This window comes from Thalassobaculum salexigens DSM 19539, assembly GCF_000423805.1.
GTDB classification, from domain to species: Bacteria; Pseudomonadota; Alphaproteobacteria; order Thalassobaculales; family Thalassobaculaceae; genus Thalassobaculum; species Thalassobaculum litoreum.
In genome coordinates, this window is sequence record NZ_KE384094.1 from 1079327 (window position 1) to 1097088 (window position 17762).

A 17762-nucleotide genomic window follows, 5' to 3' on the forward strand; every position below is an offset into this window, starting at 1 on the left:
GCTAAGCTCCCGCCATGCGTCCCTGGAACCAAACTCTCGGCCCCCGCCTCAGGGTGGTCATCGCCCCGAACGTCGCCGTCGGCCCCGGCAAGGCGGACCTGCTGCAGGGCGTCGTCGAAACCGGATCCATCGCCGCGGCCGGGCGCCGTCTCGGCATGAGCTACAAGCGCGCCTGGGTCCTGGTGGAAGGGATGAAGGAGGATTTCGGCACCCCGCTGGTCACCACGACCCGCGGCGGATCGGCCCGGGGCGGCGCCGAGCTGACCGAGCTTGGCCGGACCGTGCTGGACCTCTACCGGCGCATGGAGGACCAGGCCGCCGCAGCCACCAAGTCCGAACTGGCGGAGCTGCAACGCCTGCTCGCGCTCCAGAAGGAATGAGCCCTCCGACGGGACGGGTACCGGCCGCCGAACGCCGGTTGACCGGGGTCTCGCGACGTGACACCGTCCCGATATGTTCAATTAGACATATCGGACTTCGATGTCCACGCTGAGCCGCCTCGCCCAGGTATTGCTTCTCGCCCTGCTCCTCGTCGCCGCGGCGGCCGCCGCGCGGGCCGGCGAGGTGCGGATCGCGGTCGCCGCCAATTTCACCGACGCGGCCAAGGAGATCGGCGCCGCCTTCGACACGGCGACCGGGCATCACGCGGTCTTCAGCTTCGCCTCCACCGGCCAGCTCTTCGCCCAGATCACCGGCGGCGCACCCTTCGACATCTTCCTCGCCGCCGACCGGACCCGCCCGCAGCGCGCGGTCGCCGAGGGTCTGGGCGACCCCGATCACCTGTTCACCTACGCCAAGGGGCGGCTCGCGCTGTACAGCCGCGAGACGGGGCTGGTCACCGGCCCCGAGACCCTGGACGGCGACGGCCTCGGCAAGCTCGCCATCGCCAACCCGCAGACCGCGCCCTACGGTGCGGCGGCGATGCAGGTGCTGACCCATCTCGGCAAGCGCGACCGGTTCGCGGAGGATCTGGTGCAGGGCGCCAACATCGCCCAGACCTATCAGTTCGTCGCCACCGGAAACGCCCGGCTCGGCTTGGTCGCCGCCTCGCAGGTCGCCGGCCATGACGACGGCTCGCGCTGGATGGTGCCGGATCACCTGCACGACCCGATCGCCCAGGATGCGGTGCTGCTGAAATCGGCGGCCGACCGCGACGCCGCCCTCGCCTTCATGGCCTTCCTGAAGGGCCCGCAGGCCCTGGCGATCCTCGACAAATACGGCTACGCGCCGGGCGGTTGAGGGAAGCGCCCCATGCCCGACTTCGCCGAGCTCTGGTCCCCGGTCCGCCTGACCCTGATCCTGGCGGCGGTGACCACCCTGGTCCTGCTGGTGGTCGCCACGCCGATCGCCTGGTGGCTCGCCCGATCGCCGGCCCGCTGGAAGGAGGCGGTGGCCGCGATCGTCGCCTTGCCCCTGGTGCTGCCGCCGACGGTGCTCGGCTTCTACCTGCTGATCCTGCTCGGTCCCGACGGGCCGGGCGGCTGGATCGCGTCGCTGGGCGGCGCCCGGTCGCTCGCCTTCACCTTCACCGGGCTGGTGATCGGCTCGGTCGTCTACTCGCTGCCCTTCGTCGTCCAGCCGGTCCGCAACGCCTTCGAGGCGATGGGCGACCGGCCGCTCGAGGTCGCCGCAACCCTGCGGGCCGGGCCGTGGGACGCATTCTGGAGCGTGGCGGTGCCGCTGGCCCGGCGCGGCTTCCTGACCGGCGCGGTGCTCGGCTTCGCCCATACCATGGGCGAGTTCGGGGTGATCCTGATGATCGGCGGCAACATTCCGGGCGAGACCCGCGTGCTGTCGATCGCCATCTACGACTACGTGGAGACCCTGCGCTGGACCGAGGCGCATCTGCTGGCGGGCGGCATGGTGGCCTTCGCCTTCACCGTGATCCTGGCCATGCTGGTGCTGGAGAAGCGCATCGGGCGGGCGCGGTCATGACCTCGCTGTCCGACCGCATCGACGCGCGGTTCGCCGGCACCATGGGCGGGTTCTCCCTGGACGTCGCCTTCACCGCCCCGATGCAGGGCATCACCGCCCTGTTCGGACCCTCCGGCTCGGGCAAGACGACGGTCCTGCGGGCCATGGCCGGACTGGCCCGGCTGTCCGGCCGCCTCGCCGTCGGCGACGAGACCTGGCAGGACGACGCGGCCGGCCTCCGCGTCCCGCCCCACCGGCGCGCGGTCGGCTACGTGTTCCAGGAGGCGAGCCTGTTCCCGCATCTCTCGGTGCGGCGCAACCTGCTCTACGGCGCCCGCCGCGCCGCTGATCAGACGCCGGTGATCGGCTTCGACGAGGCCGTCGCCCTGCTCGGCCTGGAGCGGCTGCTGGAGCGCGGACCGGACCGGCTGTCCGGCGGCGAGCGCCAGCGCGTCGCCATCGGCCGGGCGCTGCTGTCGGCCCCGCGCCTGCTGCTGATGGACGAGCCGCTCTCCGCCCTGGACGAGGCGTCGCGGGCCGACATCCTCACAACGTTCGAGCGGCTGCACGACGCGCTGCCGATCCCCGCGATCTATGTGAGCCATGACCTTGCCGAAGTGAGCAGGCTGGCCGACCGCATGGTGATGCTCTCCGCCGGAAAGGTGATCGCCGAGGGCGATGTCGGATCGATCCTGGAGCGGCTGGATCTGGAGCCGGCCACCGGCAGGTTCGAGGCCGGGGTGCTGCTGACGGCCGTCGTGACCGGACACGACACCGGCTATCAGCTCACCCGCCTCGACCTCGCCGGCCAGCCGGTGTCGATCCCCCGGGTCGAGGTGGCCGTCGGCGAACGGGTGCGCCTGCGGATCCGGGCCCGCGACGTGGCGCTGGCGACCCGGCCGCCGGAGGGGATCAGCATCCGCAACCGGCTGTCCGGCCACATCGTCGAGATCGCCGCAGCCGAGGACGCACCCTATGCCGAGACCCTGGTGGAGATCCCCGGCGGCGTGCGTCTGCGATCCCGGGTCACGCGGGAGTCGGTCGCCGAGCTCGGCCTCACGCCCGGCACCCGGGTCTATGCTCTGGTGAAGACCATCTCGTTCGACGGGCGGTAGCCGCCTTGCCGAAACAGACCCAATCGACGCTTCGATTAATTCTATTTCGCGAATAGCTCTTCCGCGCCTTCTCGGTACCCGTTCGTGGGCCGCAGTGGTTGACTCCGCGCGCCTGCACACGACCTTGCATCCACGCAGGAGGGCAACACGGGGAGACCGCACGCCATGGCCGGACCGCTCGAAGGCTTCCGCATCATCGACCTGACCAACGTGGTCTCCGGCCCGCTCGGCACCATGATGCTGGCCGACCAGGGGGCCGAGGTGATCAAGATCGAGCACCCGGCCGGCGGCGACTTCACCCGCGCCATGGCCAACCGGCGCGGCGGTTTCTCCGCCTCGTTCCTGAACAACAACCGCTCCAAGAAGTCGGTCGCCCTCAACCTGAAGGACCCGCGCGGCGTGGCGGCGGTGCTGAAGCTGGCGGCCACCGCGGATGCCTTCGTGCAGAACTTCCGCCCCGGGGTGGTCGATCGCATGGGCCTGGGCCAGGCGGCGGTGCGGGCGGCGAACCCCTCCATCGTCTACTGCTCGATCAGCGGCTTCGGCGACAAAGGCCCCTATGCCGACAAGCCGGTCTACGACCCGCTGGTCCAGGCGCTGTCGGGCCTGACCTCGATCCAGGGCGGGTCGGACGACGCCCGGCCGCGGCTCGTGCGCACGATCATCCCGGACAAGCTGACCGGCTATACCTCCGCCCAGGCCATCACCGCCGCCCTGCTGAAGCGCGAGCGCACCGGCGAGGGCCAGCACGTGAAGGTCTCCATGCTGGACAGCGTGATCGACTTCCTGTGGCACTCCGACATGGGCAGCCAGACCTTCGTCGGCGGCGAGTTCGCCCAGGAGAAGGCGGCCAGCTTCATCGACCTGATCTACGAGACCACCGACGGCCACATCACCGTGGCGGTGAACACCGACAAGCAGTGGAAATCGCTGACCGCCGCCCTGGAAAGACCCGAATGGCTGGAGGACCCGCGCTTCCTGACCCCGGCCCTGCGGCACGAGAACATCGACGACCGGCTCACCCTGACCCAGGAGGTGCTGGCGACCGACAGCTCGGCCCATTGGCTGGAACGGCTGGAGGCCCATGACGTGCCCTGCGCGCCGGTGCTGACCCGCTCGGCCATGATCGACCATCCGCAGATCCGGGCGACCGGCATCGTGGTCGAGCTCGACCACCCCCAGGCCGGCAAGGTGCGCCAGGCTCGCCCGGCGGCGACCTTCTCCGTCAGCGAGCCGGACCTGTCCCACGGCGCGCCGGTCCTCGGTGCCGATACCGACGCGCTACTGGCCTCCGCCGGTTTCACGGCCGACGAGATCGCCGCCCTGCGCGCCGACGGGGTGGCCGGCACCAAGGAGGAGGACGCGGTATGATCGACTTCTACTACTGGCCCACGCCGAACGGCTGGAAGGTCGCGATCCTGCTGGAGGAGCTGGGGACCGACTACAAGCTGATCCCGCTGAACATCTCCAAGGGCGACCAGTTCACGCCGGAATTCCTGGCGATCAGCCCGAACAACCGGATGCCGGCCATCGTCGACCATGGGACGGAGGGAGACCCGGTCTCCGTCTTCGAGTCCGGGGCGATCATGCACTACCTGGGGCGCAAGACCGGGCGCTTCATCCCCACCGATCCGGTGGGCGAGAAGGAAGTGCTGGAATGGCTGTTCTGGCAGACCGGCAACCAGGGTCCGATGGCCGGCCAACTCAGCCATTTCGTGAACTACGCGCCGGAGGACGTGCCCTACGCCAAGACCCGGTATCTCAACGAATACGACCGTTGCGTCTCCGTCCTGGAACGCCGGCTGGAGGGGCGGGAGTGGATCGTCGGCGACAGCTACACCATCGCCGACATGATCTGCTGGCCCTGGGTCCTGATCGCCAAGCCGCTGGGGGCCTCGCTGGAGGCCTATCCGAACGTGAGCCGCTGGCGGGCGGCGATCAAGGACCGGCCCGCCGTGCAGCGGGCGGTCGATCTGGGCAAGGAGTTCCGCCGCTCCGCCCCGCCCGACGACGCCGAGCGCAAGATCCTCTTCACCCAGAGCGGCGCGAGCGTGAGGCGGTAGGTCCCCCTCCACCGCCAAACCGTCACCACCATCAGCTACGATCGGTTGCCAACGCATGTTGGTGCAACCCGCGGGTTACATTACTGTTACAGTCAGGTTCTTCCGCCTTCCGCTGATCGATGGAGTCGATGATGTTCTCCTTCCTGCGCACATTTACGTTCGCGCTCGTGGCCGTGGCCGCGCTTGCCGGACCCGCGGCCGCCGAGCCGCTGAAACTGGTGCTTTTGCACCTCAACGACTGGGACAAGATGGAGAGCGCCGGCAAGGTCGCTTCCGTCATCGCTGCGGAGAAGAAGGCGGCGGAGGCGGAAGGCGCCTTCGTGCTGGTCACCTTCGGTGGCGACCTGATCTCGCCCTCGCTGATGAGCGGCATCGACAAGGGCGCGCACATGATCGAGCTGGCCGAACAGGTCGGCATCCAATACGCGACCCTCGGCAACCACGAATTCGACCTCGGTGACGAGGTGCTGAAGGCCCGGGTTGCGGAGTCCGACTTCACCTGGATCTCCATCAACGTCACCCTGGACGGCAAGCCCTTCCCGGGTGTCAAAGGGCCGCAAATCATCGACATGAACGGCTACAAGATCGGGCTGATCGGCCTGACCACGCCGGACACCACCTTCCTGGCCAGCCCGGGGCCGGGTGTCGCGTTCGCCGACTACACCGAATCCGCGACGTCCGCCGCGGGCGCCGTCAAGGAGTTGGGCGCCGACTTCGTCATCGTGCTCAGCCATGGCGGCGAGTCCCTGGAGCGGGGCCTGACCCGCTCGGTGAAGGACGTGGATCTGGTGCTGGGCGGCCACGACCACCTCGCCCGCATCGTCTATGACGGCCGCGACATGACCGCCTCGTCAGGCTCCCAGGGGGAGTTCATCGCCAAGACCGTGATCGTCATGGACAAGGTCGAGAAGCGCGGGAAGATGAGCCTCGTCTGGTCGCCGTCCTTCGACCTGGTGGCGACCGCAGACGTCACGCCCGAGCCGACGGTCCAGGCCCAGGTGGACGAGTACACCGCCGCCCTCGACCGCGAACTCGGCCAGGTGATCGGCTCCAGCGGCGTCGATCTGGACACGCGCCGGGCCGCAATCCGGTCGCAGGAAACCACCTTCGGCAATCTGGTCGCCGATGCCAGCCGCGAGGCCACCGGCGCTGATATCGCAATCGCCAATGGCGGCGGCATCCGCGGTGACACCCTCTACCCCGCCGGGACCCAGATCACCCGCAAGATGGTCCTCACCGAGCTGCCCTTCGGCAACACCACGGTGAAGCTGGAGGTGACCGGCAAGCAGGTCCGCGAGGCCCTGGAGCATGGGGTGAGCGGCATCGAGGACGGCCAGGGCCGGTTCCCGCAAGTCTCCGGCATGACCTACAGCTTCGACGCCTCCAAGCCGGTCGGCCAGCGCATCCTGCAGGTGCTGGTGCACGACCAGCCGCTGGACGACAACAAGGTCTACACCCTGGCCACCAACGACTATGTCGGCACCGGCGGCGACGGCTACGGCATGTTCAAGGGCAGCAAGGTTCTGGTGGACAAGGACGCCGGCGGCCTGCTGGCCACCCAGGTGATCGACTACGTGATCCAGCGCAGCACGATCTCGCCAACGGTGAACGGCCGCATCAAACGCGTCGACTGACCACCCCACCTCTTCGGACACAAGACGGCCCGCATCTTCCAATGCGGGCCGTTTTCTTATGAGACGTTACACCGGCACCAGGACGAAGTCGGTCTCCACCGTCCAGAACGGGTTCGCCACGCCGAACTCCGCCGCCCGGGCCGGGTCGTCGTGGCGGATGAAGGTGCGGATCAGGCTCTCCTTCACTCCGAACACCGCGTCGCTGTCCAGATACGCGTCGTCATGGACGAAGATATGGGTCGTCACCGTCTCGAAGCCGGGCGCGCTGACGATATAGTGCAGGTGGGCCGGGCGGATGTTGCCGCGGCCCAGTCCGTGCAGGAGCTGGCCGACCGGGCCGTCGTCGGGAATGGGGTAGAAACTCGGCTTGACCGACCGGTAGGAGAACCGGCCGTCGGCGCCGGTGCGGAACACGCCGCGCAGATTGTTCTCCGGTTGCTGGCCGGGCTGCTGCAGGTCGTAGAAGCCGTCATGGCTGGTCTGCCAGGTGTCGATCACCGCCCCCTCGACCGGCCTGCCGTCACCATCCACCACCCGACCGCTGACGACCAGCGGTTCGCCGATCCCGTCCTGGGAAATGGTGTCGCCCATGGCCAGATCGGGCGCGCCTTCCACATGGAACGGGCCGAGCACCGTGTTCTCGGTCGCGCCCTCCGGCCGCCGCGTGTTGATCGCATCCACCAGCATCGACACGCCCAGCACATCGGACAGCAGGATGTATTCCTGGCGCTTGTCGTCGCACATCCGGCCGGTCTCGGTCAGGAAGCGGATCGCCGCCATCCACTCGGCATAGGTCGGCTCGACCTCCTTCACCACCGCGTGCAGGTGGGCGATGACGGCGCGCATGACCTCGGCCAGGCGCGGGTTCTCCGGTTCCCCCATACGGGCGAGCACCGTCTCCACGGAGGTGTCCTCGGTGAAATAACTGGTCGAACCCTCGGTACCCGGCATGTCCCGCCTCCCTGACAGTTTCCGCCAGGATAAAGAGGATCGGACGGTCGCGACAATCGGCGTGCCCCAGCGATGCGCCTAACGCAGCTGGAACTGCACCGGAACCACCAGCTCCAGACGGGCCTGGGTCATCTCCGCCGGCAGAGGCGGCAGCGGCTGGGCACGGCGGATCATCTGCTCAACCTCGCGGTCGAGCAGGTCGTGGCCGGAGCTGCGGTCGATCCGGTACTCGAGCACATGGCCCGCCCGGTCCATGACGAAGTACAGCATCACCACCCCCTCCTGGCGCCGGCTGCGGGCGCGCCGGGGGTATTCCTTATGGTCCTCCAGCCAGGCCTGCAGGATCGAGGCGTAGTCGACCGACACGCCCGGCCGGCCGCCGCCGCTGCTCGACTCAGCGCTTCCGGACAGCGGGGACCGACCGACACCGCTGCGGCCGGCCGCGCCCTGGGTCTGCGACGCGGCGGGCTGAGCCTGGGCACTGGTCGGGGCCTCAACCGGGGCCTCAACCGCCAGGGCGGCGGTCTGCTGCGGCGCCGGGGTCGGCTCGGCCTCGGTTTTCTGCGGCTTCGGAGGCTTCTGCGGCGTCGGGGGCTCCGGCCGGGTCACGGGCATCGGCGGGGTTTCCAACGGCGGCGCCTCGGGCTCGACCCGGGCGACGGTGACCGGCTCGGGCTTCACCTCCACCGGCGTCTCGGCCGGCTCCGGACGCTCGATCTTCACCGGTTCCGGCGGCGGCGGGGTCTCCACCTTCTCGGGCCTGGCGATGGCGATGACCTCGTCGACCTGCTGCACGACCTCGGCGGTCTCGACGGCGGCATCCACCGGAGCCGGCGGCGGTGGCTCGCTGGGCCGCGCCGTTTCGGGCGGTGTTTCCTGGGGATCTGCCGTCTCCGGTCGGACGGTGTCGGGCTTGGCGACCGGGGCCGCGGTCGGGTCGACGGGGTCGGCCTTGTCGACCTCGCTCACCACCTGGGCGACGCTGCCTGGCGCCCCGCCGGAGGGACCGAGCGAGACCTGGATGCCGCCCATGCCGGTGGCGGCCGCACCCTTCTTTTCCGGCTCGAGAACCATGGCGATGGCGGCGGCGACATGGATCGCCAGCGCGACGCCGATCGCCAGGCCCATATGGCGCGAGCGGATCCGCATCATCCGTCTCCGGCGGGGAGGGTCAGGAGCTGGACGGATTTCACGCCGGCGGTTCGCAGAACCTCCATGATGGCGACCACCCGGGTGGCCGGGACCGTGCCGTCGGCCTTCAGCCGCACAGGAGCCGGGCCGCCGTCGGAGATCCGCCCGGCCACGGCGGCGCCCAGCGCCTCCTCGCCCATCTCCTCACCGTTCAGGGCGAGGCGGCCGTCGACGCCCACCTGGACCAGCAGATCCTCCACCGTCACCAGCCCCTCGCTGGCGGAGACCGGCGGGTCGATCCGGAACGGGTCGGACGCCGCCAGCCGGCCGGCCAGCATGAAGAAGATCAACAGCAGGAAGACCACGTTGATCAGCGGCAGGATGCGGTCATCCTCGTTCTTCGGGCGCCGGCGCCCGAGAGACTGTTGGACGAGAGACTGGTTGGCGAGAGACACGGCGCACCTCCTACCGGCTGCCGGTGCGCACGAAGGACATGTTGGCGACGCCGGCCGCCGACAGCCGGTCGAGCACGCGCACCGTGTCCTGCAGGGCCACGCCGTCCGCCGGCTTGATCAGCACCCGCTGATCCGGCTTCTCGCGCACCTTGGCCATAATCCTGCTCTCGGCCTCGTCCAGGGAGACCATGTGCCCGCTCAGGCGCAGCCCGTCCTGCCGGACCTCCAGCAGCATGGCCCCGGTCATCGACGCGCCGGCCCCGGCCGAGGCCGGAGCCGCCAGATCGATCGTCCGCCAGTCCAGGAAGCTGGACGCCAGCATGAAGAACACCAGAAGGATGAACACCACGTCGATCAGCGGCGTCAGGCTGATGACCGACCGGCGCCGCCGCCCGCTATTCGCCAGCCGCGGCGGTGCGTAGTCGGGCAGGCCCGCGTCCACGTTCGAATTCGCGCTCATAGCCATGACCGTCGCTTTCCCCCACCATCGTGGAGAGATCCTGTGTGAAGACGCCCGTGATGGCGCTGTCCATGTCGTGGGCGGTGCGCTCGACGACACGCTCCAGCCAGTTCAGGGCCGCAACCGCCGGAATGGCGACCGCGAGGCCGACCGCGGTGGTCAGCAGCGCCTCCCAGATGCCGCCGGACAGCACGGCCGGGTTCACCTGGTTGCCGGCCGCCTCCAACTGCTGGAACGCGCCGATCATGCCGAGTACGGTGCCGAACAGACCCAGCAGCGGCGCCAGCGAGGCGATCACCTCCAGCGGCCGCAGATAGCCCCGCAGCTCCTCCAGCATGTCGCCGCCATAGCGCACGGCCTCCTCGCGGACCTTGTGGTCCGGCAGGCCGCGCAACTGGCCGATCAGCGTCCGGGCGACCGCCTGGGCCACCGGATTGCGCTTGCTGCGCACCAGCGACAGCGCGTCATGCGGCCGGCCGGCCCGCACCAGGGCCAGGGCGTTGCGAACAGAGTTCCGGTCGCCCAGGCGCGCCGACCGGAACTGCCAGAGCTTGACCAGCACGATGGCCAGCGCGATCACCGACATGGCGAGCAGGATCGCCACCACCGGGCCTCCCGCCGCCAGCATGTCGGTGAGGCTGGTGAACCAGTCCGGCTCCGCCGCGCCGATGGCCAGCGCGGCATCGGCGGCGTCGGTCACAGCGGCAGCATCGGTCGTATCGTTCATGCCGCCACCTGCCATGCCGACACCACGTGGCCGACCCTTGTTCGGTCGCCCAGTTGCCTGTCGTCCGGCTGCCTGTCGTCCGGCTGGCGGACGTCGAGGCGGATCGCGCACGGGGGCCTGCGCATGTTATCGGCTCCTTGATTCGGAAATCGGTCGCTGCGGACTTTATTGCGAGCGACTCTCATTCGCAAGCATCTAGATGCTGCGCTGCGGCGCCTCGCCGACCCAAGGCGCACTCAGCGTGCGTCGCGGTGCCCGATTGGCGCTGAACGCACCCCCGGTCAGAGCTAAATAACGGGAGAATATGAGATTTTTTCAGCCCGGCTTTATCGAATGCGATCAACCCACTAGGCGATGTCAACCCGGTTTTGTGTCGTATTCCGGCTTGTTATGTCGAAATTAGGACACTAAACATGATGCAACCGACACGCGCCTAGGTCGGTTGTCTCCGAGCTCTGTCCGGAGGCGGTGCAGCAGGCTGCGGGCGGCGATCCCATCCCCGTCACGCCAAAATCAAGAACGCGGGACGAAAGCGCCCGCCAGCAAGACCGCCGCGGCCCGGGCCGCGCGGCCTTTCCGAGGTCGCCGTCCGGGGTAGTCGCGACCGGATCAAGATTTCGCATCACCGTTCCGCGCGGACCTTACCGCGGGACGGTCCAGACCCGCGATCGGGCCGGGAGGCCGTAGGAAGAGCCAAAGGCGGCTCCTTTTTATGCACCCCCGGACGCCCGGTCCCCCACAACGACCGGAGGCCATCATGGAGCAGACCGCCCGACAGACGACAAACGCCGAGCTACAACTCGACGAACAGGCATATGGCGAGAACCCGCTTGAGAACCGCGACACCGACCTCTATCGCGGCGAGTACATCATGTCCTTCGTGGAGAAGTGGGACGAGCTGATCGACTGGCGCGCCCGGGCCGAGGGCGAAGGCCAGTTCTTCATCGACGTGCTGCGGGCCCGCGGCAAGGAGACCGTGCTCGACGTCGCCTGCGGAACAGGATTCCACTCGGTGCGTCTGCAGGAGGCCGGCTTCAATGTGACCTCCGCCGACGGATCGGCGGCGATGGTCGCCAAGGCGTTTCAGAACGCCCAGGCCCGCGGCCTGATCCTGAAGACGGTGCAGGCCGACTGGCGCTGGCTGAACCGCGACATCCAGGGCAAGTACGACGCGATCATCTGCCTCGGCAACTCGTTCACCCACCTGCACACCGAGGCCGACCGGCGCCGTGCCCTGGCCGAGTTCTATGCCGCGCTGAAGCATGACGGGATCCTGATCCTCGACCAGCGCAACTACGACTCCATCCTCGACCATGGTTTCAGCACCAAGCACAAGTTCTACTACGCCGGCGACAAGGTGACGGCCGAGCCGGAGCATATCGACGAAGGCCTGGCCCGCTTCAAGTACAGCTTCCCGGACGGCTCCGAGTACACGCTCAACATGTGCCCGATCCGTAAGAACTACGTGCGCCGCCTGCTGTCGGAAGCCGGCTTCCAGCGCGTGCGCACCTATGGCGACTTCCAGGAGACCTACGCGGATTCCGAGCCGGACTTCTTCATCCACGTGGCGGAGAAGTCGACCCTGCACGTCGTGCGCTGGGGCGGCGGCAGTCGCGACGAAGGCGAGACCGATGTCCGCGACGTGGCCGAGGACTATTACGACAGCGAAGACGCCGACACCTTCTACAGCATGGTGTGGGGCGGCGAGGATCTGCATGTCGGCATCTATGACGACACCAGGGTGATCCGCGAAGCCAGCGACACAACCATCGACAAGATGGCGGAAGCGCTGCCAGGCCTCGACCAGAACACCCGGGTGCTCGACATCGGCGCCGGGTATGGCGGGGCGATGCGCCGTCTGGTGAAGCGTTACGGCAACACGGCGACCTGCCTGAACATCTCCGAGATCCAGAACGACACCAACCGGAACAAGATCCGGCGCGACCGGCTGGCCGACAAGATCAAGGTCATCCACGGCGTGTTCGAGGACATCCCGGAACCCGAAGGCAGCTACGACGTGGTGTGGAGCCAGGACGCCATCCTGCACTCCGATCAGCGCGCCAAGGTGCTGGCCGAGGTGCACCGGGTGCTGAAGCCGGGCGGCTACTTCATCTTCACCGACCCGATGCAGGCCGACGACGTGCCGGAAGGCGTGCTGCAGCCGGTCTATGACCGCCTCCAGCTCACCTCGCTCGGCTCCATGCGGTTCTACCGCGAGGCGGCCTCCTCGGTCGGCCTGGAGACCGTCGAGCAGCGCGAGATGACCAACCAGCTCCGGACCCACTACGACCGGGTGCGCGAGGATCTGGTGGCCAACTACGACAAGCTGCGCGACAGCGGCGCGTCGGTCGACTACCTCGACAAGATGATCGTCGGCCTGGAGAACTGGGTGAAGGCGGCCGATGCCGGCTATCTCGCCTGGGGCATCCAGATCTTCCGCAAGCCGGACTGAGCGATCCCGACAATTCGGCGTCGGGGCGTGGCGCGCAGAACCGCAGCCCCGCCCCGGCGCCTCTTCCCGACAACAACAAAGGACCGTCAGACATGACTGACAGAACGTGGCTGTTCACCAGCGAATCCGTCTCCGAGGGCCATCCGGACAAGGTCTGCGACCGGGTGTCGGACTCCGTGCTCGACGCCTTCCTGGCCACCGGCGAGGACGTGCGCGTCGCCTGCGAAACCCTGGCGACCACCAATCACGTCACCATCGCCGGCGAGGTCCGCGGCCCCGAGGCCGTGCTGAAGGACGTCGAGGGCATCGCCCGCGAGGCGATCAAGGACATCGGCTACGAGCAGGACGGCTTCCACTGGGAGACCTGCGAGATCGTCAACCGCCTGCACGCCCAGTCCTCCGACATCGCGCTCGGCGTCGATGCCGGCAACAAGGCCGAAGAAGGTGCCGGCGACCAGGGCATCATGTTCGGCTATGCCTGCAACGAGACCGAAGAGCTGATGCCGGCGCCGATCCAGTTCTCCCACCGCATCCTGCGGCTGATGGCGGAGGCCCGGAAGTCCGGCAAGGAGCCGCGCTTCGGCCCGGACAGCAAGAGCCAGGTCACCCTGCGCTACCAGAACGGCAAGCCGGTCGGCATCGACACCGTCGTGGTCTCGACCCAGCATGACGGCGCGGTCGATCAGGACACGGTGCGCGACATGGTGAAGCCGTTCGTCACCCAGGCCCTGCCGGAAGGCTGGACCCTGCCGGACGACCGGCTGCTGGTGAACCCGACCGGCCGCTTCGTGATCGGCGGTCCGGACGGCGACGCCGGCCTGACCGGTCGCAAGATCATCGTCGACACCTATGGCGGGGCCGCCCCCCATGGCGGCGGGGCCTTCTCCGGCAAGGACCCGACCAAGGTCGACCGCTCGGCCGCCTACGCCGCGCGCTACCTGGCGAAGAACGTGGTCGCCGCCGGGCTGGCCGACAAATGCGTGATCCAGCTCGCCTATGCCATCGGCGTGCCGGAGCCGGTCGCTGTCTATGTCGACACCCAGGGCACCGGCCGGGTCGACGAGGACCGTCTCGGCAAGATCCTGCGCGAGCGCGTGCGGCTCACCCCGCGCGGCATCCGCGAGCATCTGGGCCTGCTGAAGCCGATCTACGCCCGTACCGCCGCCTACGGCCATTTCGGCCGGCCGGTGGAAAAGGACGGCGGCTTCGGCTGGGAGCGCACGGACATCGCCAACGACCTCGCCCGCGAGTTCGGCGCCGAAGCGGCGGACTGAGGGCGGGCGATAGATCGCCCTCTCCCGTCTCCCCGGCCTCCGCGCCGGGGTCGAGGGCGCCGCACGCCGGAGCGTCGACGATTTATCGGAGGCGTTCCATCGCGCCGCTCTCTGGATCCCGGGGCAAGCCCGGGAAGACGGCGACCAAAAAGGAAAGGCCCGCGCCACCCCCGGCGCGGGCCTTTCTTCGTTCCCATTTCCTATTCCTGCACTCCCCGGATTTATTCCGGGGTCTACCCCTGGGTTGCCTCAGTCGTCGGGGAGAGACCCTCTCACGCCCGAGGCGGGCGACGCGTGGGCCCCGGAATGAATCCGGGAAGTGAGAGGACGTGGCAGGGGGCCTGCCCCTCAATACGGCGCTTCCGGCGCGTTCACCGCGACATAGACCGAACGCACCTCGGAGTAATGGTGGATCGCCTCCTTGGAGTTCTCGCGCCCCACGCCGGACGCCTTCACGCCGCCGAACGGCGCCTCCACCGGGGTCAGGTTATAGGCGTTGATATACAGGCTCCCCGCCTCCAGCTGCCCGACCACCCGGTGGGCGCGGGCGAGGTCGTTCGTGAACACGCCGGCGGCCAGGCCGAACTCGGTGGCGTTGGCCCGGGAGATCCCGTCGGCCTCGTCGGCGAAGTCCAGCACCGACATCACAGGGCCGAAGATCTCCTCCCGCGCGATGGTCATGCCGTCGGTCACATCGGCGAAGACCGTCGGCTCCAGATACCAGCCGGACCGGTCGATCCGCCTGCCGCCGGCGACCAGCCGCGCGCCCTCCTCGATCCCCTTGGCGATGTAGCCTTCGACGATCTTGAGCTGGCGTTCGGAGACCATCGGGCCGTAGGTGGTCGCCTCGTCCATCGGGTCGCCGATCACCGCGTCGGCCAGCCGCTCGGTCAGGCGCGCCAGAAACGCCTCCTTGATCCCCTTCTGTACGAAGACCCGGGTGCCGTTGGAGCAGATCTGGCCGGAGCTGTAGAAGTTGCCGACGATGGCGCCGCTGACGGCGGCCTCCACATCGGCGTCGTCGAACACCAGGATCGGCGACTTGCCGCCCAGTTCCATGGTGACGTGCTTGATGCCTTCGGCCGCCGCCGTGTAGACCTTGCGCCCCGTCGGCACCGAGCCGGTGAGCGAGACTTTCGCCACCCGCGGATCGGTGGTCAGCGCCGCCCCGACCGGGCCGTAGCCCTGGACCACGTTGAACACCCCCGCCGGCGCGCCCGCTTCCATCAGGATCTCGGCCACCTTCAGGGTGCAGAGCGGCGTCATTTCCGACGGTTTGAACACCATCGCGTTGCCGCAGGCCAGCGCCGGGGCGGCCTTCCAGCAGGCGATCTGGGTCGGATAGTTCCAAGCGCCGATGCCGACGCACACGCCCAGCGGCTTGCGCATGGTGTAGACGAAATCGCCGCCCGCGAGCTGCATATGCTCGCCGGTCAGGCTGCCGGCCAGCCCGCCGAAATACTCCAGCGCGTCGGCGCCGGAGGTCGCGTCCGCCACCAGGGTCTCCGACAGCGGCTTACCGGTATCGAGCGTTTCCAGCACCGAGAGCTCGCGGTTGCGCTCGCGCAGGATGTCGGCCGCGCGGCGCAGTACCCGGCCGCGCTCGGTTCCGCTCATCGCCGCCCAGCCGGCCTGCGCCGCCTTGGCCGAGGCCAGGGCCCTGTCCACGATCGCCGGGGTGGCGGCGTGCAGGCGGGCGATGGTCTCGCCGGTCGCGGCATAGACCACGTCCAGAGGGTCGCCGGCACTGTCTTCCACGTATTCGCCAGCGATGAAGTGGCTGGCCTTGGGCTGTGCGTCGTAGGTCATTGCCGGTTCCTCATTCGCCGCGCGGGAAGCGCTGGTTCTCTTCGACCACATTGAGATCCATGTGGTTGCGCATGAAGCGCTCCGACGCCTTCAGCAGCGGCTGGTGGTCCCAGGGGTAATAGGCGCCGTTGCGCAGGGCCTCGTACACCACCCAGCGCCTTGCCTGACTGGAGCGCACCTCGGCGTCGAACCGGGCGAGGTCCCAGCGCCCATCCGCCTCGGCCCGGAACTCGGCCAGGGTGTCGGCATGGGCCGGATCGGCGGCCAGATTGGTCAGCTCGTGCGGATCGGCCTCCAGATCGAACAACTGCTCCGGGTCGAGCACACAACGGGTGTACTTCCACCTGCCCCGGCGCAACCCGACCAGCGGGGCGTAGGAGCCTTCGGCGGCGTATTCCATGGCGACCGAGCCCGGCCGCGGTGTGCCGCCCGGGACGGAGACAAGGCTCTTGCCCTCGGTCCAGGGCGTGACCTCCTCCATGGAGATGCCGGCGAGTTCCGCCAGGGTCGGCGTGACGTCCAGGGTGGAGGCCGGGGCGGCGATCAGGCCCGGCGCCATGCCGGGTGCGGAGATCATCAGCGGCACCCGCGACGAACCGTCGAAGAAGCTCATCTTGAACCACAATCCGCGCTCGCCGAGCATGTCGCCGTGGTCCGAGACGAACAGGATGATCGCCTCCTGCCGGGTGCGCTCCAGGGTGTCGAGGATCTCGCCGATCTTGTCGTCCAGATAGCTGATATTGGCGAAATAGGCCTGGCGGGACCGGCGGATGTTCTCGTCGGTGATATCGAAGCTGCGCCAGTCGTTGGCGTCGAAGATCCGCTGGGAATGCGGGTCGTGGTCTTCGTAATCCATCGCCGGGACGGTGGGCTGCAGGTGCTCGCAGTCCTCGTACAGGTCCCAGTATTTGCGCCGGGCCACATAGGGGTCGTGCGGATGGGTGAAGCTGACCGTCAGGCACCAGGGCCGCCCGTCATGGCCACGCGACAGGTCGTAGAGCTTGCGCACCGCGTGGTAGGCGACCTCGTCGTCGTACTCCATCTGGTTGGAGATCTCGGCCACGCCGGCGCCGGTGACCGAGCCGAGGTTGTGGTACCACCAGTCGATCCGCTCCCCGGGCTTGCGGTAGTCCGGGGTCCAGCCGAAATCGGCCGGGTAGATGTCCGTGGTCAGCCGCTCCTCGAAACCGTGGAGCTGGTCCGGGCCGACGAAATGCATCTTGCCGCTGAGGCAGGTCTGGTAGCCTGCCCGGCGCAGGTGATGGGCATAGGTCGGGATGGCCGAGGAAAACTCGGCGGCATTGTCGTAGACCCCGGTCAGCGAGGGAAGCTGGCCCGACATGAACGACGCCCGGCCCGGCGCGCAGAGCGGCGAGGCCGTGTAGGCATTGGCGAAGCGGGTCGAGCGCTCCGCCAGGCGGCGCAGGTTCGGGGTGTGCAGCCACGGCGCCGGTCCGTCCGGGAACAGGGTTCCGTTCAGCTGGTCGACCATCAGGATGAGGATGTTGGGGCGCGCCATGGGGTGCTTCCGGGTCCGGGTTTCGGGGTCGGCGGCAGGCGAACATGGAACGCCGACATCCCGTCCCTAGCCGAAAAGCGGCAGGCTGGCAAAGGGCTGGGACTAGGCCCATTCACCATGGTCCGGGGCCGCAGTCTTGCGTCGAGGCGACCGGGAGCGGCGGATCGGGAGTGGCGGATCGGGAGCCGGTCGCCGGTCGGACTCCACGTCGTTTGTTTTCCGACCCAGGAAATCTGATCCGAAAACGTCCATTCAAAT

Annotated in this window: 17 protein-coding genes; 9 read left to right on the forward strand and 8 right to left on the reverse strand. The window is 68.5% G+C overall.

Annotation, left to right across the window (positions count from 1 at the left end):
• Window positions 1-14 precede the first annotated feature (14 nt).
• From G578_RS0120300 to G578_RS0120330, 7 genes are all read left to right on the forward strand, one after another.
• The gene (locus G578_RS0120300) at window positions 15-380 is read left to right on the forward strand and encodes a winged helix-turn-helix domain-containing protein (RefSeq protein ID WP_028795797.1); all 366 of its coding nucleotides are present in this window, start codon (window positions 15-17) and stop codon (window positions 378-380) included.
• Between the two features lie 100 nt (window positions 381-480).
• Window positions 481-1239, forward strand: a complete 759-nt coding sequence (gene modA, locus G578_RS0120305; protein ID WP_028795798.1) for a molybdate ABC transporter substrate-binding protein — start codon at window positions 481-483, stop codon at window positions 1237-1239.
• Between the two features lie 12 nt (window positions 1240-1251).
• Window positions 1252-1935 carry a molybdate ABC transporter permease subunit gene (gene modB, locus G578_RS0120310; protein WP_028795799.1) on the forward strand — a complete coding sequence of 228 codons (684 nt, stop codon included), beginning with the start codon at window positions 1252-1254 and terminating at the stop codon, window positions 1933-1935.
• Window positions 1932-3029 carry a molybdenum ABC transporter ATP-binding protein gene (modC, locus tag G578_RS0120315; protein ID WP_051245065.1) on the forward strand — a complete coding sequence of 366 codons (1098 nt, stop codon included), beginning with the start codon at window positions 1932-1934 and terminating at the stop codon, window positions 3027-3029. The genes modB and modC overlap by 4 nt, the downstream gene beginning before the upstream one ends.
• Before the next feature lie 165 nt (window positions 3030-3194).
• A complete protein-coding gene (locus tag G578_RS0120320; RefSeq protein WP_028795801.1) occupies window positions 3195-4400 on the forward strand; it encodes a CaiB/BaiF CoA transferase family protein in 1206 nt (401 codons plus the stop codon).
• On the forward strand, window positions 4397-5092 hold the full coding sequence (locus G578_RS0120325) for a glutathione S-transferase family protein (protein ID WP_028795802.1): 696 nt from the start codon (window positions 4397-4399) through the stop codon (window positions 5090-5092). Before G578_RS0120320 ends, G578_RS0120325 begins: the two co-directional genes overlap by 4 nt.
• A 131-nt stretch (window positions 5093-5223) precedes the next feature.
• Window positions 5224-6726 carry a bifunctional metallophosphatase/5'-nucleotidase gene (locus G578_RS0120330; protein WP_169400889.1) on the forward strand — a complete coding sequence of 501 codons (1503 nt, stop codon included), beginning with the start codon at window positions 5224-5226 and terminating at the stop codon, window positions 6724-6726.
• Between the two features lie 66 nt (window positions 6727-6792).
• On the opposite strand, the gene G578_RS0120335 is transcribed toward G578_RS0120330, so the two are convergent.
• The 6 genes from G578_RS0120335 to G578_RS30330 form a co-directional block, all read right to left on the reverse strand.
• Complete coding sequence (locus G578_RS0120335; protein WP_028795804.1) at window positions 6793-7677, reverse strand: intradiol ring-cleavage dioxygenase; 885 nt, start codon at window positions 7675-7677, stop codon at window positions 6793-6795.
• Between the two features lie 78 nt (window positions 7678-7755).
• On the reverse strand, window positions 7756-8826 hold the full coding sequence (locus G578_RS0120340; RefSeq protein WP_028795805.1) for an energy transducer TonB: 1071 nt from the start codon (window positions 8824-8826) through the stop codon (window positions 7756-7758).
• Window positions 8826-9263 carry an ExbD/TolR family protein gene (locus G578_RS27355; RefSeq protein ID WP_038015212.1) on the reverse strand — a complete coding sequence of 146 codons (438 nt, stop codon included), beginning with the start codon at window positions 9261-9263 and terminating at the stop codon, window positions 8826-8828. Before G578_RS27355 ends, G578_RS0120340 begins: the two co-directional genes overlap by 1 nt.
• 10 nt (window positions 9264-9273) lie before the next feature.
• Window positions 9274-9723 (reverse strand): ExbD/TolR family protein, encoded by a 450-nt coding sequence (locus tag G578_RS0120350; protein ID WP_084619056.1) that lies wholly within the window; start codon window positions 9721-9723, stop codon window positions 9274-9276.
• On the reverse strand, window positions 9659-10450 hold the full coding sequence (locus G578_RS27360; protein WP_084619057.1) for a MotA/TolQ/ExbB proton channel family protein: 792 nt from the start codon (window positions 10448-10450) through the stop codon (window positions 9659-9661). The genes G578_RS0120350 and G578_RS27360 overlap by 65 nt, the downstream gene beginning before the upstream one ends.
• The gene (locus tag G578_RS30330) at window positions 10447-10575 is read right to left on the reverse strand and encodes a hypothetical protein (RefSeq protein ID WP_281169189.1); all 129 of its coding nucleotides are present in this window, start codon (window positions 10573-10575) and stop codon (window positions 10447-10449) included. The genes G578_RS27360 and G578_RS30330 overlap by 4 nt, the downstream gene beginning before the upstream one ends.
• Before the next feature lie 632 nt (window positions 10576-11207).
• On the opposite strand from G578_RS30330, the gene G578_RS0120365 reads away from it, so the two are divergent.
• Both G578_RS0120365 and metK read left to right on the forward strand, forming a co-directional pair.
• Window positions 11208-12902 (forward strand): glycine/sarcosine N-methyltransferase, encoded by a 1695-nt coding sequence (locus tag G578_RS0120365; protein WP_028795807.1) that lies wholly within the window; start codon window positions 11208-11210, stop codon window positions 12900-12902.
• 92 nt (window positions 12903-12994) lie between these two features.
• A complete protein-coding gene (gene metK / locus G578_RS0120370; protein WP_028795808.1) occupies window positions 12995-14176 on the forward strand; it encodes a methionine adenosyltransferase in 1182 nt (393 codons plus the stop codon).
• 348 nt (window positions 14177-14524) lie between these two features.
• Here the strand turns inward: metK and betB are convergent, their stop codons facing one another.
• Window positions 14525-15985 (reverse strand): betaine-aldehyde dehydrogenase, encoded by a 1461-nt coding sequence (gene betB / locus G578_RS0120375; RefSeq protein WP_028795809.1) that lies wholly within the window; start codon window positions 15983-15985, stop codon window positions 14525-14527.
• Window positions 15986-15995: 10 nt separating this feature from the next.
• Complete coding sequence (gene betC, locus G578_RS0120380; protein ID WP_028795810.1) at window positions 15996-17504, reverse strand: choline-sulfatase; 1509 nt, start codon at window positions 17502-17504, stop codon at window positions 15996-15998.
• Window positions 17505-17762: the final 258 nt, after the last annotated feature.